The following is a 21231-nucleotide window of genomic DNA, read 5'->3' on the forward strand; positions in this document are numbered from 1 at the left end:
TTCAGCGAGGGACGTGGCGGTCAACATGCCCGCGACTTCCTCGGGAAGTGGCGGGGCAAGCTGGTCTGTGACGACTACAGCGGCTACAAGCAGAGCTTCGCCAACGGTGTTACCGGGATCGGTTGCATGGCCCATGCCCGCCGTAAATTTGTCGATCTGCACGTCGCTGGCAAGAGCCAGATCGCCGGGCAGGCTATCGAACTGATCGGTCAGCTATACCAGGTGGAGCGTGAGGTACAGTCACTCAGTACGGAAGAGCGTCAACGGCTGCGGGAGACGAAAGCAAAGCCCATCGCCGATGCGCTACATCGCTGGATGCTGGCGCATCGCGAGAAGGTCCCGAATGGTTCGGCGACGGCGAAAGCATTGGATTACAGCCTGAAGCGCTGGGCGGCGTTGACGCGCTACCTGGATGACGGCGCGTTGCCGATCGATAACAACCGGGTGGAGAATCTGATTCGCCCCTGGGCGCTGGGGCGTTCAAACTGGCTGTTCGCCGGATCTCTGCGCAGTGGCCAGCGTGCTGCCACCATCATGAGCCTCATTCAGTGTGCCAAGCTGAACGGCCATGAGCCCTATACCTACCTGAAGAATGTGTTGGAAAGGCTGCCGACCCAAAAGGCTAGCCAAGTGCACGAACTTCTGCCCCATCATTGGCAGCATACTGCGTGATCACTCGCAAGCGGTGATGCCCGAACGCTTACGTCTTAAACGGCAAGTTTCGTTATCATCGAGATCGCGTTCTGGTAGGTGGGTCGTCTTCCCCCCCTGGACCAGCATAACGTGAATGGATCTTGTTCCATGCCTTTACACCAGAGAGTCTCGAGTCAGCCTGTTCTTTGATTGCTCTCGGACACTGTATGACATAGGGATAGAGAGAGGCGGCTGTCACCATGCCGCGTTAAAGGATGCCCCACTTAACCACTGTATCAGTCTTCGTGTCAGTGTCTGCCGTGATCGAGCATCGTATGCGACTTTCAACAGCTTTTAACTCGCCGGATGACCATGACTCAATATCCTGAGCCTTCCCCAGTTGAGAAAAGTTCTCAGTACACTGACGTCACCCGCCTGGCGTCACGACTCCTCATGTACATTATCGTCGCCCTATTTCTTATGTCGGGTGGCGGCCTGATATACCTCAGTCTGGCGGTCGACGAAGACCAGCTGGCGCATAACAAGTCTGATGTTTCATTGGCGTTGAATAGCCGATTGGAACAGATTGCCATCGCCCTGGACGACTATGCCTTCTGGATCGATTCCTATGACTATACCTATGGTGAAGTCGATCATGAGTGGGCGTATGAACGAGATAATATTGGGGCTTCTCTATATCCCACCTATGGACTGAATGGCGTATTTATTGTGGGGCCAGCAGGCGCTACACGTTACGCTCTCATCAACGGTGAATTGACTGATGTCAAGGTAGAGGAGTGGATCCAGAGTGATCTGCCACGCTTACTGGAAAAAGCCAGAGAGGGGTCACTGGAGGATGAGGTCGCGACTGAATATACGGCAGTCAATGGCGTACCCGCTGTCGTCTCGGCTGCCGTTATTCGGCCGGATAGTTCTTACGTACAGTTCGAGACGCTTTCCTATCTTTTGTATGTTGACATCCTGGATGCGACAAAACTGGCCGCACTGGCCGAAAGCTATGACCTGAAAGGCTTGCGTGCTGGCATTGGAGCAGGGGAAGACCTCGAGGAACCCTACGTGATTCTCGCCAGCGAGGAGGTTGGGGATATTGTGTTGCAATGGCAGAAAACCGCTTATGGCCAAAACATCCTCATCAAGGTGCTGCCTACCTGGGTATTGGTAGGGGGGCTGGTACTGTTCCTGTTGATATGGCTTCGCAAGCGTATCAATCATGCCAGCAAGGTAGTGGATGAAGTGCAGGGCGCCTTGAAAGTCAGCGAGCAGCGTTTCAAGAATCTGTCAGAAATTTCGTCCGACTGGATCTGGCAATCCGATACAGACCAGGTCTTGGTCTATCTGTCTGAGCGCTTCGAGCCGCTGACAGGGTTGTCGACTTCGGAGTGGGTCGGAAGACCGTTGTCAGAGCTTTTGCATTACAACGCGTCGACTTTGGTGGCCATTGCCACACGTGGGGCGGCGGCCGGGCGTCAGCCTATCGAGTGTGAGCTGCGGGATGGCGAGGGGCGTGTGAGATATTGTCAGATTTTTGCCTGTGAATTTCGTGTCGGGGGAGAGCTAAAGGGCTATCAGGGAACCGTGTGTGACATTACGCGTGAAATGGAAGCCAAGGCGCAGATCGAGCACCTCAGTCAACATGACCCACTGACCGGGCTTGCCAATCGCCATCGCCTCGATCGGTTTCTTGGCGAGAAGTTGAGTACCGAGGTGAGTGGTGATCATCCATTATTCGTACTGGCGCTTGATCTTGATCGGTTCAAGCCAGTCAATGATACCTACGGGCACGCGATTGGGGATCAGGTGCTCCGTGAAATTGCGAAAGCGATCCAGGAGTGCACAGAGGGTCGCGATATGGTCGCAAGACTCGGGGGAGATGAATTCATTGTGGTCGCCACGCAGTGCAAGACGCCTCAGGACGCAACACGACTGGGCCAGTGTCTGATCGACAAGATCAATCAACCGATCCAGATCGAGAATCACGTGATTCACGTCGGGACCAGCATTGGTATCATCGCCGCGCCATATCATGCATTGACTCATGATGCGCTGTTGCGGGGTGCGGATATTGCGCTTTATGAAGCCAAGTCCCAGGGCAGAAATGTGGCATGCATTTACGACCCTTCCATGAGCGAGCGCATCTTGGAGCGACGTCAGCTGGAAATGGATTTGTGCCAGGCTGTCGCACGCAAGGAGTTGCGGCTTGAGTTTCAGCCGCGTTTCGATGCAATGACTCAGGACATCATCGGCGCAGAGGCGTTGGTACGCTGGCATCACCCTATTCGGGATGTGTTAGGTCCGGCTTGCTTCATTCCTGTGGCAGAAGAAAATGGCGTGATTTTCGAGATCAGCGATTGGGTCTTGCGAGAAGCCTGCTGGAACGCCATGAGTTGGGATAACAATCTTTGGGTGTCAGTCAATCTATCTCCCGTCGAGTTTCAGCGTCATGATCTGGTGCAGCGCATCCAACGGGTACTCGAGGAGACTGGCTTGTCTGCTGAACGTCTGGAGCTGGAAATCACCGAGAACATCATGCGGGAGGATTCCGAGGCGATCCTGACGACGATGAGTGATCTCAAAGCGCTAGGAGTTCGCTTGTCGATGGATAATTTCGGGACGGATTACTCCTCGCTGGGGTACCTGCAGAGCTATCCATTCGATGGCATCAAGATTGATCGCAGCTTTCTCATGTACCTCGACCATTCTGAGCGTCATGAGGCAGTGGTGGATGCGATCATCAGAATGGGGCACGCCCTGTCTCTCAATGTGACTGTCGGCGGTGTGGAAACGACTGAGCAGCTCGAGAGGGTCTCCAGTCTCTCCTGTGATCAGGTGCAAGGGTTTTATCTTGGCCCCCCAGTCTCACCGGCCTCTTTCAAGGAGTTGTTGTGTGACGACGTGTCCCGATAACCCGCGCGATGCTAGGCCGTCAGGAGATTAGGACGAGGTGTTCTCGATCTTCAGCGGGCACGGATCGGGCGTGTCGAGCCTGTCAGGTCGAACCTCACGGCACACTGTCTGCTGTTCATTGTCTGCTCAGAGGGAATGCTGGCTCACGGGAAGCCTCGGGTATCCCAAGGCAGGGTGCCCTGTCAGACGCTCCGATATCGTCTCACCATAGTGTCGTCTGCTTAGTGAAAAGGAAGAGGGCCGTCCCACACGACTGTCAGCTAGCAGGAGAAGGGAGCGTGGTGGTTGACCGCGCCCGGACTTCCCGTGTCAGAAAGGCTCCGGGCGCGCTGGCAGGAAAGATCATGTTGCGAGGATGGAATGGATTCGCCTCAGCAGTGACAGACTGGGTCCCATTGAGGCGAGTCGAGAGGAGCTTAGCTGCGCGACATCAAAGGCCCGGGATTGTCCAGGTAGCGTTCACGAATATGTTGTGCTGACCAGTAGGTCAGCGCCGCGACGGTCCCTGTCGGATTGTGTTGCATGTTCTGTGGGAACGCACTGGCTCCCATGACGAAGAGGTTATGTGCATCCCAGTGCTGCAGATATCGATTGAGGACAGACGTTTTGGGGTCCGTTCCCATGATAGCGCCACCGGTCAGATGCGTTGATTGATAGCTTGAGGGATCAAAGTGGTCGCCGCGCTGTTTGACGCTCTCGGTATGATAGTCCGGTTGCAACTGGGCGACGATTTCACGCATCCGCGCCGCCATGAATTCCGTCATTCGCAGGTCGTTGTCTTTCCAGTCATAGGTCATGCGCAATAATGGATCACCATGGGGGTCCTTGTACGTGGGGTCCAGATCCAGGTAGACGTCTCGGTAGGACATGTTCGTACCTGTCGTACCCAGCATCATATGGTGGCCGTAGTGCTCGCGGACCTGCTTTTTCCATTCACTACCCCACTGCGGCGTTCCCGGAGGCGTGCGTAGTGCACCGATCGCGCCTCCCGGGCCTTGGGTGGTATAGATGTAGGAGCCCCCAATGAAACCGTGTTGCTCGGTATCGAAGGTATCGGGGCTGAAGTCATCAATGACCTGTCCACTGCCACCAGCCGAGATGAAGGGGTTGAATTGATGATCCTTGAAGTAAAGATCCATGGAGCCCGTGATCTGGTAGGAGAAGTTGCGTCCCACCACCCCGGTGTTGCTTTCCGGGTCATAGGGTTCTCCAATCTCGGACAACAGCAACAAGCGGACATTGGATAAGGGAAATGAGGCAAGAATGACCATGCCCGCAGGCTGAAAGACCTCATTGCCATCAGCATCGCGATAGATGACCCCTTTGACCGTCTCATCTTCCTCGTGCTTCACGATCCGTGTGACTTCACAGCCCGTCCGATACGCGAAGTTCTCGCGTTGCTTGAGTGCATCAAGCGTGCAGGTCTGTGGGGATGCCTTAGAATAGTTGAGGCATCCGTAGTTGCTGCAAAAGCCGCAGAAGTTGCAGGGACCAATTGCATGCCATAGGGGTTGGTCCAAGCGCCCGATACATTGGCAGAGGGGTAGGGATATGGATGCCAGCCCAGTGCCTGGGTCGCCTTGGTGAACAAGGTGTCCGTCAGGGTTCTCGGCAAGGGAGGGAGTGGGAATGGATTCTTGCGCGGACCTTCGAAGGGATTTCCTCCTTCGATCATTTCCCCCTGGATATTGCCAGCCTGACCGGATAAGCCTGCGACCTTTTCGAAGAAGTCATAGTGAGGTTCCAGCTCTTCATAGCTGACGCCATAGTCCTGGATGGTCATGTCCTCAGGCAAAAAGCCTGGAGAAAAGGTGCGATCGGCAAAGCTCTTGAGTGCCAGTTCGTTTGGTGTGGCGCGATACAGCACACCTGTCCAATGCGAACCGGCACCGCCCACGCCATCACCGGGATGGAAGGTAGTCCAATGACGTTGGGGAATGGCCTGTTCCTGGCGATTGCGTCGTATTGTGACGGTGCTTTGACGTGGGCGTTGCATCATCTTGAGGCGTACCCCGTACTTGAGCTCATCCGCAGGCTTGGGATACAGGAAGTCTTCTTTGCTCCGATCTGCTCCGCGCTCAAGCGCAAGCACGTTCAATCCGGCGCTCGTCATTTCCAGGCCCATGATCGAGCCGGTCCAGCCAAGACCGATGATGACGACATCGACGTCTGGTTGTGTGATGGACATGTCGTGATTCCTTTCAGTTCGACGGGGGTGTGGAGGCAGCGTCTTCGCGAGCATGATCCAGGGAGTCTGGACGCCCTTGTTGCGCCGGCTTGCCAGGCCCGTGCGCCTGTCTCACCTCAGCCACCTGCTCAGGAGTCACCCGGGAGGCGTCATTGCTCCAGCTCTGGCGGACGAAACTTGCCAGGCTGGCGGCTTCCTCGTTGCTCAAGCGCCAGTCAAAGCCTGGCATTTGCAAGCGTTCCGGGCGTTTTGGCGTCGACGGCAACTGTGCGCCATACAGGATGGTGCTGATCAGGGCTGTCGGGTTGTCAGCGTTGACCTGGGTGTTGCCGGAAAGCGGGGGGAAGACGCTATCTGCGCCTCTACCATTGGCGAAATGACAAGCATTGCAGTTATCCAGATACAGACGTGCCCCCTCGTCGAGGGAAGTCGCGCTCGTCAGTTGCCGTGTCGTGGCATCCGGTGCTGTGTGGGAAGGTGGCGTCGAGACGGGGGCGGGCGAGACGCGTTGCTTGTCCGTGGCACCCAGCGTCGTCAGGTAGGCAGCGATGGAAGACAAGTCCGCATCAGTGAGGTGGGACGTACTGTGCTGAATGACAGAGGTCATTTCGCCGCCAGTCGCGGCGTGGCGATTGCGTCCAGTGGCCAGATAATCGATGACATCGTCTTCCGACCAATCGCGTAATCCCGTCGAGTCGCCGCCACGCAGTGAAGGAACCTGCCACTCGTTCAGCTCAGTTCCAGCCAGGTAGTTGTCGCCGTCCTGGTCATTGAGCGCTTTTTCCTGCATGAACAGGCCGCGAGGGGTATGACAACTGCCGCAATGCCCCGCGCCTTGTACCAGGTAGCGTCCACGCGCCAGCTGTTGCTGTCGATCACCAGAGAGATCACTGGAATGATTGGCGGAAGAGGTATTCGATACATCATCGACGAACAGCCAGTTCCAGAACCGAATCGCCCAGCGCTGATTGAATGGGAAGCTGAGAGAGGTCTCCGGTGCGGGCTCGGTGACAGGGGGTACTCCCTCCATGAAATAGGCATACAGTGCCTTGATATCGTCGTCACTCAGGCTGGCATAAGACGGGTACGGCATTGCCGGGTACAGATAACTGCCATCTGCACGTATCCCTTGTCGCAGAGCAGCGGCGAAATCCTGCTCACGATATTCCCCGATCCCTGCCTTGGGCGCTGGCGTGATATTGGTGGCGTAGATGGTACCGAAGGGACTCTCGATGGGGCGTCCCCCTGCGTACTCTTTACTCGCGCCCTCACGGGTGTGGCACGCCATGCAATCTGCTGCTCGGGCCAGGTAGGCGCCGCGCTTGATCAGTTGGGGATTGGCCGCACTATCCGTACTGATAGAGGACTGACTATGTGTAGGGCTGTCACCGAGAACGGCCATTGCCGCACCTGCGGCACTCACGGCAGCCGCCAGGAGTACGAGGCGTACTGGCCAATTTCTGTATTGGGGCATCCGTTGCTCCTGTTACCCGTCGTCCAGTGGGAGATTGGCTGAATAATTTGAGCGGTGCTGATCAGCCGCGCTTTCCGGCAAGGCTGACTGGACCGAGCGGATAGGGCACATCATGTTGTGTGACCCACTCGCGGAAGCTGGCGCGAGCGCCAGTGAAGCCAAGCATCTTCCAGCCCACCATGTTCCGGTTTCCGCCATACATGGGATCGGAGAGATACCCTTCGCGTGTGTTCTGCAAGAGAAAAGCAAAGAAGGTGGCGGAAGGGAGATCGGGTATCCCTGCGGCTTTGAAATCAGCTCGTCCATTTTCCAGGTCGGTTAGCAGCGCATCTTTCTGCTCTGATGAAAGGTCAGTGAATTCCTGTCCCGTTTGTTGCTTGGCATGGTGACGGGCGCCTTGAATCCCCAAGCGATAGAGTGCTGCAGGTGTGTGGGGGAGCTGATACCCAAAGACGGGATCGGCGTTCGGGTGAAAGGGGCCTTGCATGTACCAGTCGCTCGCCTGCCCGTAGTCTCCACTCAACTCCTTGTCGATGAAAACTGGGACGTTGGCCGTCAAGGCCCCGGCACCATGTTCATCTTCAGGTATCAGGCGATCGGTGGCGGAGAGAATGAATTCCCATTCTTCCTCGTTGAAAAACGCAGGAACGTACTGATGAAGAGGTGGGGTCGCCGCATCCGACGACTGGCTGAACAGCAGGCTTGGAGCCAAGGTGACGGCAGGGATGACGGTCAGTGAGTTCCGCATGAACTCACGGCGTTTCTGACCTTCGGAATCGAGCGACATATTGCCTCCTTGAGCGCGGTGTGTCGGTGACTCGCTCAACTTTCCAGCGAGTGTTCAACGCGATATCTGGCTGACTCCTTCGGGAGAGGGGCACACCATATGACGACTCTTGCCGCCTCTCTTCGACGTCACTCCTGTCATGGGGTGGTGATGCCTAGAGAATGCAGAGGGGGTGTCAGAAGACTGTGCTGAAATATTAGAATAACATCATGATTGGTTGCATTTGAGAGGAGAGGGCAAAGAGTTGGTGTGACGCAGCGTTGCGTTTACCAGTCTGCTAGGCGTGAGAGGCTCCTCGGCAGGTAATGGTCTGTGAAGTGTGAAGTGGACCCCCGACAGCAACGCCGCTGGCCATGCCATTGGCCCAACATGTTGTCGCCCTTGGCTCGACAGAAGTCGCTGGCGCTGGGGTGAGGGATCAGGTGTTCGGTGGGGCCCAAGACGTGATCAAGCGCCGCATCCGCGTGGATGGAAACCCAGCCCGACCTCCCCAGCCATCAACGGCAGGGTATAGCAAGAATCGCTAGCCGACTGCCCCAGCATTTCGACTCCGCAAGGGGTGGCGTCATCATGTTGGAAGGGCAACGTCTCCCTCTCGACTTCTGTGCAGGCATACAGTGTCAGAGGGGCAAAGGAGCGAGGCAATAGCGCTCCTGACAGAAAGAAAGAGCAACACACGGCTCTTCCGGTCAAAGGGGAGCGCTGATACTGAGGGGCGGGCGCTACAGTCGACGATCTGGAGTGAAATCGACCTCTTCGGCGCCCTGGGCCAGCGCCAGAAAAGCGGGGTGCTCTGGATTAACGAGGTAGTTCGTTTCTCGGGGCGCGACCACACTCGGAACCGCCAGAGCTAGGCTCGACTGTCCCTCAAGCCAGTCGTCACCGATCTCGGCTGTGGAGGGTGGCGCCGGCTCAGCTCGCCAATCTGCTGGCAGAACGTCCTCCGGGAGCTGCATTAGCACCTCCTCCCGGAATGTCACCTCCAGGAGCGCATACTCCTTCAGCAGTTGATTGTCTTCCAGGTGAACCATCACCTCGAGCATGGCCAATGACTCTGTGCTCGCGAGGTACACACAGGCCTTGCCTTTGCTGTTCCAGCGCCCGCCGTACAGCCGAGCCCCTTCCCCATCAAAGGCTGTCTTTAGCCACTTCCGCTTAACGAGCCGATAACCGCGCACCACCGTCATGCAAAGACGCCATGCTCAAGTCGGCCGATCAGATCTAGAACGGCTTCGGCGCCAGCAGTGGTAGCCACCATCTCGACCGGTCGACGGCCCCCCAGCCCACGCACGGGGCTGAGCAACCATTCTTTCGCCTTCGCCTTGTCGCCTTCGAACAGGTCCACCGCGCTCTTGTACACCTCAGCGAAGCGGTAAAGCCGATCGCCCTCGGCAGGTTTGAAGTAGCCAGTATCGGCACGACGCTTCAGGGTTGCCGGAGGAATGACCACATACCGTGCCAACTCCTTGCTCTCAAGCCCGGAGGCCTCGGTGAGCTTGGTATAGACTTTGTACGAGATGCCGGCACTCAGCGCTTCATGCAGCTTGGCTCCACGCGAGGGAAGACCCAGAGCCCTCCAGAAGTCGTCCTTCCGAGCGGCTGGTTTTGGGCGATACTCTTTGATAGCGGCTTGCATAGCTCTCTCCCGTCACTTCATCTGATACCTCTTCAGGGTATCAGATGATTCATTTGACAGCATCTCGTATCGTTTGTCGGCTTCCTGAGGTAGTACTGGCCGGAGGCCAAAACCTGAACCGGCATCAGACAGAAGAACACGAACGCCGCCACCAGCCTCGCCAACGCCCACGCGATATCGACAAGGGTGCCCGAGCCGATATCAATCTCGTTGTTGGTCATCACTCTGTCGTTGCTTCCTGAAATGTGACGCTATCACTCACAGGCTGGCGGTTTACGGAGAAGGGGGGGGGGCGAGGTTCGGGTGTCCATGGCATACGCGCCCCCAGAATGCCCGCGCGCTGGATGATCTCGGGCACGAAGGCCTCCTGGCGATGCGCCATGATATGTACGCCGCTGACGCCCTCGATCTCACGTAATTGCTGGATCATCTCGATGCAGATATCCCGGCCCTCCGCCTTCTGATCCCTGGCCCCTTTCAAGCGCTTGAGTACGTCATCCGGGATATGCACGCCAGGAACATGGCGGCGGATCCACTCGGCGGTGCGTGCCGAGGCCAGCGGGCCGACGCCGGGCAGGATGAAGCATTTCTCCAACAGACCCAGATCACGGGCACGATGCATGAAGTCCTGAAAGCGCGGCAGATCGAAGCAGTACTGTGTCTGGATGAACTGGGCGCCGGCAGCAATCTTCTTGGCCAGACGATGAGGGCGAAACGCGAAGGGCGGGGCGAAGGGGTTGGCGGCGGCGCCGAGAAATACCTGGGGCGCTGAGGTCAGTGTCCGGCCGCTTGCGAAGGCGTGCTTGTCACGCAGCCCGGCGACGATGTCCAGCAGCGACAGGGAGTCGAGATCGAACACCGGCTTGGCCTCGGGGTGATCCCCGACCTGCACGCCATCCCCGGTCAGACACAGCAGGTTACGGATGCCTAGCGCCGCGGCCCCCAGCACATCGCCCTGGATGGCGATGCGGTTTCTGTCACGACACGAGATCTGCATCACCGTCTCATGGCCTTCGCGGGCCAGCAGGGCACACATCGCCACGCTCGACATATGGCAGTTGGCGCCCGAGCCATCGGTGGCGTTCATGGCATCCACATGGCCGGCAAACAGTTGCGCGCGTGCATGCACCTCCTGCGGGTCGGCCGAGTCAGGCGGCGCCAGTTCGGCAGTGACGGCAAACTGACCGCTGCGAAGTACTCGCTCGAGGCGACCGACGTTGCCAGCGTCCTCGGCAGGTGGCAGTTGGGAGCTGTTCGGGATAGTGAGTCTGGAGGTCATTTCAGGCTCTCTCGGCGTTCAGCGGCTTGCCGGGCCACGCGTAGCCAGGATGAGGTGCCCTGCAGGCGATGGTCCACCGGCAACTGCACGATCTGGATCGCATCGCTGTCCTTCATCCGCTGGCTGCCTTCCCAGGCTTCCACCCAGACGCAGCGCGTGTCCGGCTCGACTTCACAGTTGCCATTCTGCATGACACCGCCGCAGGGGCCGTTGCGCAGGTGCTTGGGGCAGTTCATTGAGCAGGACATGCCGGTCGAACTCAGAATGCACTGGCCACACATCTGACAGTCAAACAGCAAGCCCTTGCAGGCTTGCTCCAATCTGGCGACGGGCTTCTCGGCGCGTGCGTAACCGACGGACTTCCACAGCGGCTGCAGTTTGATGATCACCGGCTCGACGGCCTGATAGGTGAGCTCCAGCAGTCGCGCGTGACGTGCGGCCCACAGACGAATCGAATACACGCATGCCTCCTGTCAAAACCTGGCGGGGGTAACGCCCTGGGCGTTTCGGAGCGCTATCTTCGCATGGCCGCCACCCGGGCCGACATCCCGTGGGCGACAGCGTCACTATCGAAAGGCGCAGGCCAAGGCGCAGGCGACGGGCCATGAAGGACTCATTGTTCGGCGGCGAGGCTTTCAATGATGAAGCTCTCCATGGCCTGCGCCGCCGGCGACAAGCTGGCGCCCTTGCGGCGAATCAGGCCCACTTCGCGACTGACCCGCGGTTCAGCGAGCTCAATGAACCGCAGGCGCTCATATTCCTGCGGAAACGCCAGGCGGGGCAGCGTGGTGACCCCCATCCCGGCGACCAGCGTGGCTGTCAACGAAATCATGTTGGAGATATACAAGGCATGCATCTCGAGCAGTGATTCGGCCGCCGTGCCCTGCAATAGCCGCGAGGTGCCATTGCCGATCAGAGATTCTGTCTCCAGTGCTTGCCATGTCAGAGTCTGGCGCTCGGCAAAGGGGTGATCATCACGGCAGACCACGCCGACTTCGTCATGAAACAACGGATGAAAGAGCAATTCTTCCTCCAATCCCCACAGGCTGGTGATGCCGATGTCGACCTGACCGCTGATGACCTGCTCGCGGACAAAATCGGCGTTGCCATCGTGGAGGCCGACCTTTATCCCCGGATAGCGACTGACGAACTCGGAGAGCAGTTTCGGCATCAGTCGGCTAGCCACTGACGGCACCACTGCCATGTCCAGTTGGCCTGCCTCCTTGGCGGCGCGCGCCTGTAGTTCCCGGCTCAGACGATCATGCTGATTGATCAGCTCCCGAAAGCGCGGCACGCAGTAGCTGCCATAGGGTGTCAGAGTCGCCTTGGCACCCTTCTCGAACAGTGCCTCCCCCAGGCGGTTTTCCAGCTCGCGGATGGCCATCGACAGGGCAGGCTGCGTGCGATGCAGATAACGAGAGGCAGCGTGAAAACCACCGTGATCCACCACTGCCAGGACATAGCGCAGCGGCGTGATCTTCAGCTCTGCGACCATCGCGTCGATCCTCTTCAAAGTGGTAAGGGAAATTTATCATAGGGTATTTATTATTGATTATCTTTATCCCTCTGGGCCTCCTAGTCTGTTGTCACCGCGTTCAAGGAGGTTCACATGTCACACCACACCACTACCGCCACTCACGCCGCTGTTCACGATCTCTACATCGATGGTCAGTGGGTCGCAGGTCAGGGCAGCATCGCCAATCTCAATCCGTCCGATACCCGTGATGTCATCGGCCATTATGCGCAGGCCAGTGTCGATCAGGTCGCCGATGCCATCCAGGCGGCCAAGCGTGGCCAGGCACAATGGGCACAGTCAGGCCTCGAGCAGCGTTATTCCGTGTTGATGGCCATCGGCGATGAGCTGATCGCCCGCAAGACGGAGCTGGGTGAGTTGCTGGCGCGTGAAGAGGGCAAGACTCTGGCGGAGGGAGTGGGTGAGTGAGGTACATCGCTCCGGGCAGTTCTTCCATTACTACGGCGCTGAAGTGCTGCGCCAGATTGATGAGCGCGCCGACTCGGTGCGTCCTGGCGTTGAGGTCGAGGTCCGTCGGGAGCCTGTCGGTGTCGTCGGTGTGATCAGCCCCTGGAATTTCCCGATGGCGACAGCGGTCTGGAAGATTGCGCCTGCGCTGGCCTTCGGCAACTCGGTCGTCTTCAAACCGGCCAATCTGGTCCCTGCGAGCGCATGGGCGCTGACCGAAATCATTCATCGCCAGTCACTCCCGGCAGGCACTTTCAATCTGGTGATGGGCCCGGGCAGCAGCATCGGGGATGAACTGATCTCCAGCCCTGACATTCATGCCCTGTCCTTTACCGGCTCTCTGGAAGTGGGGCGCCGAGTGGCGGCGGCCACTGCTGCCAATCTGGTCAAGTGCCAGCTGGAAATGGGCTCCAAGAACGCCCTGATCATCGCCGATGATGCCGACATGGAGCTGGCCGTCGAGGCAGCCTTCAATGGTGCCTACTCGGGCACTGGCCAGAAATGCACAGCATCTTCGCGGCTGATCGTGATGGAATCAGTCCATGACGAATTCGTGGAAAAGCTGACTCAGCGACTGTCTCAGGTACGCGTCGGCCACGCATTGGAAGAGGGCGTGCACATGGGGCCTGCAGTCGATGCCAGACAGCTCGAGTCCAACCTGTCCTGGGTGCAGCGCGCCCAGCAAGAGGGGGCAACGTTGGTCTGCGGCGGCGAGCGTGTGGAGTGCGCCACCGACGGCTACTTCATGAGCCCAGCGCTGCTGGTAAATACCAGCAACGACATGGCCATCAATCGCGAGGAGATCTTCGGTCCCACCGCCTGTGTCATCAAGGTGAGCGACGCAGAAGAAGCCATCAATGTGCTCAATGACACGCACTTCGGGCTCACGGCGGGCATCATCACCAACTCCCTGAAACTGGCCAGCAGCTTCAAGGCGCGTGCCGAAACCGGCTGCGTGATGGTCAATCTGCCGACTGCGGGGACCGATTACCACGTGCCCTTCGGCGGACGTAAGGCTTCAAGCTTCGGGCCTCGTGAGCAGGGGCGATACGCGCGCGAGTTCTACACCATCGTGAAGACCTGCTACATCAAGGCGTGAGGAGGCCCCATGTCAAAGACAATGCTGACGATCGATGGCCTGCAGTATTCCAACTGGTCACGCGAGATATTTGAACAGATGCGTGAAGGCGGGCTGGACGCCGTACATGCCACCCTCGTGTACCACGAGACGACGCGAGAGACCTTGTCGCGTCTTGGCGAGTGGAATCGCCGTTTCGAGGCCTGGCCTGATCTGATCATGCCCGTGCATGTGCCGCAGGACATAGCGGTTGCGCAGGCCAGCGGGCGTGTCGGCATCATCCTGGGGGCGCAGAACTGCTCCCCCATCGAGGATGATATCGACATGGTCGAGGTGATGCGTGACCTCGGGTTGATGATCATGCAGCTGACCTACAACAACCAGAGTCTGCTGGCCTGCGGGTGTTATGAGGCGGAAGACAGCGGGATCACACGCTTCGGACGCCAGGTGATTCGTGAGATGAATCGCGTCGGCATGGTCATCGACATGTCGCACAGCGCAGAGCGCTCCACGCTCGAGGCGATCGAGATATCCGAGCGCCCCGTGATCATTTCCCACGCCAACCCGGAAAGCTTCCATCCGGCAAAGCGCAACAAGTCCGACAAGGTGCTCAAGGCCATCGCGGAGAGTGATGGGCTGTTGGGGTTCTCGGCGTATCCCTTCCATCTGCGCAATGGCTCCGACTGTACCCTGACCGAATACTGCGAAATGATCGCCAGAACCGCAGACCTGATGGGCATCGAGCACCTGGGGATCGGCACCGACCTGTGCCAGAACCAGCCGGTGTCCATTCTGGAGTGGATGCGCAATGGTCGCTGGTCCAAGGACATGGATTACGGTGAAGGCAGTGCCAGCAACGCTGACTGGCCGCGTCCGCTGTCCTGGCTGCGAGACAGTCGTGACTTCCCCAACCTGATTGTCGGTTTGCGCAAGGTCGGCATGTCCGAGGACGAAGTGGCCGGCATCATGGGCAAGAACTGGGTCGCGCTCCTCGAGCGCGCCGCGACCCGTCAGGAGACCGCTCCTGCCAGATCGCCGTAACGCTATGCCATGGCACCTGTGCCGAGCCAGGAATCCTCAGGGTATCGCTCGGCAACCAACAACCATAATAAATGCCTGCCAATGACGAGAGCTCGTCAGAGGAATGCCACATGACTTCATCTCGCAAGACCACGACGTCCGCCACGTCGGATGCGTTACCGGAAGGTCAGTACCGCTTTGGTGACCCTGTCGTTCTGACCTGCAGCATCGGCTTCATACTGCTGTTCGTCGGCCTGTCCCTGTTTGATCTTGAAGGGGTCGCGCAAGCCATCAGTGCCGGCTTTGCCTGGACCGCCAGAACACTGGGCAGCTACTTCCAGATTCTGTTGCTGCTCACCTTCTTCATTGCCCTGGGGCTGACCGCAACGCCTGCGGCCAGTGCCCGTATCGGTGGCACGCGAACGCCTGAGCTATCCACCTTCAAGTGGGTGTCGATCATCATGTGCACCTTGCTGGCGGGAGGCGGGGTCTTCTTCGCTGCCGGTGAACCGGTGTACCACTTCCTGGTGACGCCGCCTGCCTTTGATACCGAGCCGGGCACTGCGAACGCCATCGCGCCTGCACTGGCGCAATCTTTCATGCACTGGGGCTTTCTTGCCTGGGCCATTCTGGGCAGCCTGACCGCCATCGTGCTGGCGCATGCCCATTACGACAAGGGCCAGCCCCTGCAGCCGAGAACGCTACTGTATCCCGTGTTCGGCGAGAAGATCATGAAGGGCAAGCTGGGCGGGGTGGTGGATGCCATGTGCGTCATCGCCGTGGTGGCAGGAACGGTGGGCCCCATCGGTTTTCTGGCCACCCAGGTCAGTTTCGGCCTGCATGAGCTCTTTGGCGTGACCAATGACTATTCGACGCAGCTGAGCGTGCTGGTAGTGCTCGGGGTGATCTATGTGACCTCGGCCGTGACCGGCATCGACAAGGGCATCCAGATCATGTCGCGCTTCAACGTCTTCCTGGCGCTGGGTGTGGCGGCGGTGATCTTCGTCTTCGGGCCGACCCTGTTCATGGTCAATGCCTTCACCCAGGGCTTTGGCGAGTATCTGAGCTCGTTCTTCACCATGTCGACCATGACGGCACAGAGCGCTCCTGACTGGTGGATGCAGTGGTGGACCGTCTTCTTCTTTGCCTGGTTCCTCGGCTATGGCCCGCTGATGGCGATCTTCGTGGCGCGTATCTCCAAGGGCAGAACCATCCGTCAGATGATCCTGACCGTTGCCGTGCTGGCGCCACTGGCCACCGCTGTCTGGTTCACCCTGCTGGGCGGGGCGGGCATCTTCTATCAGTTCACCGGCGTGATCGACCTCACCGAAGCGCTCAACAACTTCCAGTTCGATGTCGCGACCCTCACCGTGGCGCAGGCATTGCCCGGCGGAACCGCAATGGCAGCTGCCATCCTGACGCTGACCACCATCTTCGTCGCCACCACCGGTGACTCGATGAGCTACGCGATCGCTGTCGTCAGTGCCGGACACGATGATCCCAGCCCGCTGGTACGTACCTTCTGGGGCATCAGCATGGCGTTGATGGCTGCGATACTCCTCTATATGGGAGCCGGCCAGATCAGTGCGCTTCAGCAGTTCATCGTCATCACGGCCATCCCTGTCTCGTTGGTGCTGCTGCCCTCATTGTGGACAGGACCTCAATCAGCCTTCGCGATGGCACGTGCGCAGGGAATCACCAGCCAGCGGTCCGCCATGCCGGCCCCGGAAGACGCAGGAGAGCGTTGATATGTCTCGCAATCACCAGGCGCGCGCCTCTCATCCACCGAGCAACGTCTGCGACTGCGGGCACCGGACGATGTGATGCAGCTGGAGCGTCTCGGCAGCCTGCATGCCAGTCGCCTGAGTTTCGTGAGAAGTCTGGTGCGCCAGATGGCACATGAAAAATGGAATATCACGACGACCCGCTTCGAACTGGATGCCCTCGGTCACGGTGTGGCGATCTACTGCCTGCAGACGCCCAACAAGCGCTATCACGGCGTCATATTTTCTCAGGCGCTTGAGGATTCCGCACGCTCTGACCGCGTCATCGCCGAAGCCTGGGATGTCACCTTCGGCGTAGTGGAGGGGGGATGTGGATGATGCGCTTCTCGAGCAGATGGCGGCCAATGTGCCGTTGCAGGAAGCCGGGCGCCAGCATCCCAGATTGCTGGTCCTTTCGCGTGCCAATCGCAGCTTGCGTAACTTCGCAAGCTTCCTGGAGGCGCTGAGTTCAGGCCAGCAACCTGATCCTGAGTGGCTGACCCGGGTCGGCTATCTGTATCGAACCACAGCCGTCTATGGCAATGGCAAGTTCGGCATCGCGGATTATGACCGTCTCAAGGACAACGCGGATTTCCACCGGCCATTTTCTGCCCAGATGCTGGGCGTCTATCTGCTGCGTCACTTCTCGATCCAGCAGATAGAGCACATGGCCCGTGCCCGGGCTCCCGAGACCGCCGCACCTCTGGCAACCTCATTGAAGCGCTATCTGGGCATCGGCAACTCCACCGGCCTCGGGATGGCACCGTTCCTGATCAATCATCCGCAGTTGGTACAGCGCTGGGTGGAAAGCCGAGAACTGGCGCTTGCCGAGGTGACGGCACAGGTACCGGGAGAGCAGGAGCGTTCACGTCTGCTGGCACTCCTCAAGCGCGCCGAGACTCATCTGCGCCAGACGGTCACGGACGATCACGAGCAGACCCTGCGCAACCAGGCCACGGTGGCGTCCTTGCCTGAGCTGATGACATGGCTCGAACTCGTGCCGCTGTCGCCGGAGCTCTGGCAGGAGCTGATCGACTGGAGTCACCAGCAGCATGGGCTCGAGGCTCAGGAGCTGGTGAACACTCTGCTGCTGGAGCTGTATCCGAGCATCGTCGACCGCTATGAGGACCTGATGGCGGTGGAGGAAAGCCTGGAACTGACCCCTGACATGCCGCTGGTTCACCTCAAGCAGGTGATCGAAACGCACTACGACTGGGCGTTGCGCGTCGATTTTTCACTCGCCGAGAATCGCCACTGGTTCTGGTATCGCTCGGTCGAGAAGGAGGAGCCCCGTCTGGGAGTCCGCGACACGGAGGCAGGTGCCGACAAGGAAATGAAGCTGGCGATTGCCCCGCGTGACGCCGATACCCATGCGGCGATCAGTCAGTACCTGGAAGATCACCCTCGTGCCTTGGTGGTGGAATTCCTCATCCAGTGCCCGCGTCACAAGGATATCGTTCGCCGCATTCAGAGCATGGCCAGCACGAGTTTCGGCGAGATACGCGCCAACCTGTGGGCGCGTGACATGAAACCCATGCACCTGTTGCGGACCAAGCTGTCGTTCTTCGGTGCCAGTCGTTTCGATCCCAAGTCTGACCGCTGGGTGCGTATCACGCTCTTCCAGGGGGCTCCGCTGGTGGAGGAACTCAACGCCGAGCCGCAGGACCCTGTCGCGTTTGATGATTGGAGCTTCCCGCTGGCTCCGCAGATTGCGCGCACGGTGCTGCCAGAGATGACCGCCGACCCTCGGCAGGGCAATACTACGACAGTGGGAGGAATGTCATGAAGGTCTCCTACAACGAGCTTCACGGACTGTGTCGCAAGGCCTTTCAGGCGATGGGCTTTGAAGACGGTGACGCCGGGGATGCCGCCGACATGGTGGCCTGGATGCAGCTCTATGAGCTGGAAGGGCTGGCGGCGCTCAATCGCGGACTGCGTTTCTTGCTGGAAGATACCGATGAGCGTCCGCCGGAGATCGTCTATGCCGATGGCGACCTCGCGGTACTCGACAGCCACGGACACAGCGTATTGAAGAGCTCATCGCTGGCGCTGGAACTCGGCTTCGCCAAGGCACGTGCGCGTGGCCTCGCCGTCATCAAGATCCAGCATTGCCATAATCGGCAGCGGATCATGGGTTATCTGGCGCGCCTTGCCGGGCGCGGCATGAATGTCACCGCCTTCTGGCGCAACGCCCAGGATGTGGACGAGGCGGTCGGCTGCCCCATGATCGAGCAGGTCGTGGGCTTCAGGGCCAACAGCTCGGTCCCCGAGATACGGGTCTATGCCGTGCGTGAAGTGCCAGAAGAGAATGAGCCCAATGATGGCATCACGCTGGTGATGGCCAACCATGTCGATCTGCTGCCATCCCTTCGCTCCGACTATGACGTTGACCTGCTGGCCTGTCATGAAGAGTCGAAGCTGCTCGCCTGTCGCCAACGTGCCATGCAGGAAGGCATCGAGGTGGATGACGAACTCTGGTCACGCCTGAAAGCACTCTCGACACGGCTGTTGGTCGAGGCAACAGAGGATTCCCGCAGTGGTGCCGGCGCCGGTTCCACCGACAACGACTGACCTCTTTCTTCTCAATACGCCCCATCACTCCATGATTCGCCGCTCTTGCATCGGCGGGGCATGGAGTGCGCCCATCGAAAGATTCTCGAGGAATACCCATGGTTCATCCCGTCAAGACTGATCTGTTTGCCTCTCGTGCGCCTCTGTCATGGGCGAGTGTCGGCAATGGCATCCTGTTCACTGCGCAGATCCCGATCGATGCCGCCGGCAATGTCGTGGAGGGCGGAATTGCTGCCCAGACCCGTAAGACGCTGGATAATCTGATTCATACCCTGGAATGCGCCGGTGGTGACGCCTCCTCGCTGACTCAGGTACTGATCTATGTGACTGATCGCGAGCACCTGGCGACAGTGAATAGCCTCTATGCAGAATATGTGCGTGAGCCCTATCCCAACCGGGCTGCCATCATCGTCTCCGGGTTTGCACTCGAAGAGATGCTGGTCGAGATGGTCGCCTATGCCGCATTGGAGGCTGATGTCTAAAGTCGCCGTGATGGGGGGAGGGAGTGACCCGTCACGTTTGCGCCCTGCATTGACTCGTCATTCAGGCCAATCGGTTCACCAAGCCCCCAGACCAACAAGAAAGACGCCGGAGCATTTGCTGCTCCGGCGTCTTTCTTGTGTCTACTTGATGTCTTCTTTCGCTGCTTTCAGGGCGTAAGGCCCGCGGCCTGCATGAAGCGACGCAGTGCCAGAGAGACGAGGCCCAGCGCGCTTACGCTGCCTCCCCAGATCAGCACTAGCCAGCCGATCTTACTGAGCCAGCTGGCCGGGCGCGCGGGCGTCCCGGATGGCTCACCGCCGGGTCTGGCTGTGGGGGTATGCAGTGGTGCTGAGGGTGACTCGTGTGTCGGGGATGTCATGTCAGCACCTCTCAATGGTAGCCATCGGTATGACGGACCTTGCCCTTGAACACGAAGTAGCTCCACGCCGTATACACCAGGATGATCGGCAGGATGAAGAGCGTGCCGACGAGGGCAAAGCCCTGACTTTGTGGCGGAGAGGCCGCTTCCCAGATCGTCACATGACCGGGAATGATGTCAGGCCACATGCTGATGCCGAAACCGCTGTAGCCCAGGAAGATCAAGGCCAGCACCAGCAGGAAAGGCTGGGCATGATATTCAAAGGCGACGGCGCGGATCAGCGCATAACCGGCCAGCACTACCAGCACTGGCACCGGCAGGAACCAGAACAGCTGCGGCAGCGTGAACCAGCGTTCGGCGATGGCGGGGTGCGCCAGCGGAGTCCACAGACTGACGGCCGCGATCATGATCAATACCCACAGCGTCAGCGGGCGCGTCAGGGCAAACATGCGCGCCTGGAGAATGCCTTCGGTCTTCATGATCAGCCAGGTGCTGCCGAGAAGCGCATAGGTGAACAGCAGCGCCACACCGCAGAACAGCGGGAAGGGTGATAGCCAGTCCAGCGAACCGCCGCTGAAGTGAACCCCATCGAAGGCGATGCCCTGGATGTAGCCTCCCAGTGCGACGCCTTGACTGAAGGTAGCCAGCACCGAGCCGCCCACGAAGGCCTTGTCCCACCAGTGGCGACTCGCGTCCGAGGCCTTGAAGCGAAATTCGAAGGCGACACCGCGGAAGATGAGGCCGATCAACATGGCGACAAGAGGAATGCTCAGGGCTTCCAGCAAGACGGCGTAGGCCAGCGGGAAGGCCGCGAACAGCCCCGCGCCGCCCAGCACCAGCCATGTCTCGTTGCCATCCCACACGGGCGCCACGGTATTCATCATCACATCGCGGTCCACCTTTTCCTCCACCCACGGGAAGAGAATGCCGATGCCCAGATCAAAGCCGTCCATGATCACGTACATCATCAGGCCGAACAGGATGATGCCCGCCCAGATGACAGAAAGGTCGATACCCATAGCGTTCATCGCTCC

At 59.1% G+C, this 21231-nt stretch carries 19 protein-coding genes and 1 pseudogene; 9 read left to right on the forward strand and 11 right to left on the reverse strand.

Going from position 1 to position 21231, the window contains the following annotated elements; genetic code table 11:
• The coding region (tnpC, locus tag BF12_RS0112060; protein WP_024952495.1) for an IS66 family transposase at positions 1-672 on the forward strand (672 nt) is incomplete at its 5' end.
• A gap of 414 nt (positions 673-1086) precedes the next feature.
• Positions 1087-3558 (forward strand): bifunctional diguanylate cyclase/phosphodiesterase, encoded by a 2472-nt coding sequence (locus tag BF12_RS0112065; protein ID WP_024952496.1) that lies wholly within the window; start codon positions 1087-1089, stop codon positions 3556-3558.
• Positions 3559-3974: 416 nt separating this feature from the next.
• Here the strand turns inward: BF12_RS0112065 and BF12_RS22445 are convergent, their stop codons facing one another.
• From BF12_RS22445 to BF12_RS0112110, 9 genes are all read right to left on the reverse strand, one after another.
• Positions 3975-5078, reverse strand: coding sequence for a GMC family oxidoreductase (locus BF12_RS22445; RefSeq protein WP_211242446.1), 1104 nt, complete (start codon positions 5076-5078; stop codon positions 3975-3977).
• A 681-nt stretch (positions 5079-5759) separates the two neighbouring features.
• Positions 5760-7220 (reverse strand): cytochrome c, encoded by a 1461-nt coding sequence (locus BF12_RS0112075; protein ID WP_024952497.1) that lies wholly within the window; start codon positions 7218-7220, stop codon positions 5760-5762.
• Between the two features lie 61 nt (positions 7221-7281).
• Complete coding sequence (locus tag BF12_RS0112080; protein WP_024952498.1) at positions 7282-8007, reverse strand: gluconate 2-dehydrogenase subunit 3 family protein; 726 nt, start codon at positions 8005-8007, stop codon at positions 7282-7284.
• A 722-nt stretch (positions 8008-8729) separates the two neighbouring features.
• Positions 8730-9194, reverse strand: coding sequence for an RES family NAD+ phosphorylase (locus tag BF12_RS0112085; RefSeq protein WP_084488098.1), 465 nt, complete (start codon positions 9192-9194; stop codon positions 8730-8732).
• Positions 9191-9643, reverse strand: coding sequence for an Xre family toxin-antitoxin system antitoxin (locus BF12_RS0112090; protein ID WP_024952500.1), 453 nt, complete (start codon positions 9641-9643; stop codon positions 9191-9193). Before BF12_RS0112090 ends, BF12_RS0112085 begins: the two co-directional genes overlap by 4 nt.
• A 32-nt stretch (positions 9644-9675) precedes the next feature.
• Positions 9676-9864: a hypothetical protein gene (locus BF12_RS0112095; RefSeq protein ID WP_024952501.1), complete on the reverse strand. Its 189-nt coding sequence runs from the start codon at positions 9862-9864 to the stop codon at positions 9676-9678.
• Positions 9864-10922, reverse strand: coding sequence for a methylenetetrahydrofolate reductase (locus tag BF12_RS0112100; RefSeq protein ID WP_024952502.1), 1059 nt, complete (start codon positions 10920-10922; stop codon positions 9864-9866). The genes BF12_RS0112095 and BF12_RS0112100 overlap by 1 nt, the downstream gene beginning before the upstream one ends.
• Positions 10919-11383 carry a methylenetetrahydrofolate reductase C-terminal domain-containing protein gene (locus tag BF12_RS0112105; protein WP_024952503.1) on the reverse strand — a complete coding sequence of 155 codons (465 nt, stop codon included), beginning with the start codon at positions 11381-11383 and terminating at the stop codon, positions 10919-10921. The genes BF12_RS0112100 and BF12_RS0112105 overlap by 4 nt, the downstream gene beginning before the upstream one ends.
• 152 nt (positions 11384-11535) lie before the next feature.
• Complete coding sequence (locus BF12_RS0112110; RefSeq protein ID WP_024952504.1) at positions 11536-12417, reverse strand: LysR family transcriptional regulator; 882 nt, start codon at positions 12415-12417, stop codon at positions 11536-11538.
• A 114-nt stretch (positions 12418-12531) separates the two neighbouring features.
• On the opposite strand from BF12_RS0112110, the pseudogene BF12_RS19900 reads away from it, so the two are divergent.
• From BF12_RS19900 to BF12_RS0112140, 7 genes and pseudogenes are all read left to right on the forward strand, one after another.
• A pseudogene (locus BF12_RS19900) lies at positions 12532-14002 on the forward strand (aldehyde dehydrogenase family protein).
• 9 nt (positions 14003-14011) lie between these two features.
• Positions 14012-15022 (forward strand): dipeptidase, encoded by a 1011-nt coding sequence (locus tag BF12_RS0112120; RefSeq protein ID WP_024952505.1) that lies wholly within the window; start codon positions 14012-14014, stop codon positions 15020-15022.
• Positions 15023-15132: 110 nt separating this feature from the next.
• A complete protein-coding gene (locus BF12_RS0112125; protein ID WP_024952506.1) occupies positions 15133-16749 on the forward strand; it encodes a BCCT family transporter in 1617 nt (538 codons plus the stop codon).
• A 75-nt stretch (positions 16750-16824) separates the two neighbouring features.
• Positions 16825-17103, forward strand: a complete 279-nt coding sequence (locus BF12_RS22450) for a hypothetical protein (RefSeq protein WP_211242447.1) — start codon at positions 16825-16827, stop codon at positions 17101-17103.
• Entirely contained in the window at positions 17096-18550 is a 1455-nt protein-coding gene (locus BF12_RS19905) for a hypothetical protein (protein WP_211242448.1), read from the forward strand. The genes BF12_RS22450 and BF12_RS19905 overlap by 8 nt, the downstream gene beginning before the upstream one ends.
• Positions 18547-19335 carry a DUF3726 domain-containing protein gene (locus tag BF12_RS0112135; protein WP_024952507.1) on the forward strand — a complete coding sequence of 263 codons (789 nt, stop codon included), beginning with the start codon at positions 18547-18549 and terminating at the stop codon, positions 19333-19335. The genes BF12_RS19905 and BF12_RS0112135 overlap by 4 nt, the downstream gene beginning before the upstream one ends.
• A 98-nt stretch (positions 19336-19433) precedes the next feature.
• The gene (locus BF12_RS0112140) at positions 19434-19817 is read left to right on the forward strand and encodes a RidA family protein (RefSeq protein ID WP_024952508.1); all 384 of its coding nucleotides are present in this window, start codon (positions 19434-19436) and stop codon (positions 19815-19817) included.
• A gap of 167 nt (positions 19818-19984) precedes the next feature.
• On the opposite strand, the gene BF12_RS0112145 is transcribed toward BF12_RS0112140, so the two are convergent.
• On the reverse strand, positions 19985-20197 hold the full coding sequence (locus BF12_RS0112145) for a DUF2474 domain-containing protein (RefSeq protein WP_024952509.1): 213 nt from the start codon (positions 20195-20197) through the stop codon (positions 19985-19987).
• Positions 20198-20208: 11 nt separating this feature from the next.
• Positions 20209-21216: a cytochrome d ubiquinol oxidase subunit II gene (gene cydB / locus BF12_RS0112150; protein ID WP_024952510.1), complete on the reverse strand. Its 1008-nt coding sequence runs from the start codon at positions 21214-21216 to the stop codon at positions 20209-20211.
• Between the last annotated feature and the right edge of the window lie 15 nt (positions 21217-21231).

The organism is Cobetia crustatorum (genome assembly GCF_000591415.1).
GTDB lineage: Bacteria > Pseudomonadota > Gammaproteobacteria > Pseudomonadales > Halomonadaceae > Cobetia > Cobetia crustatorum.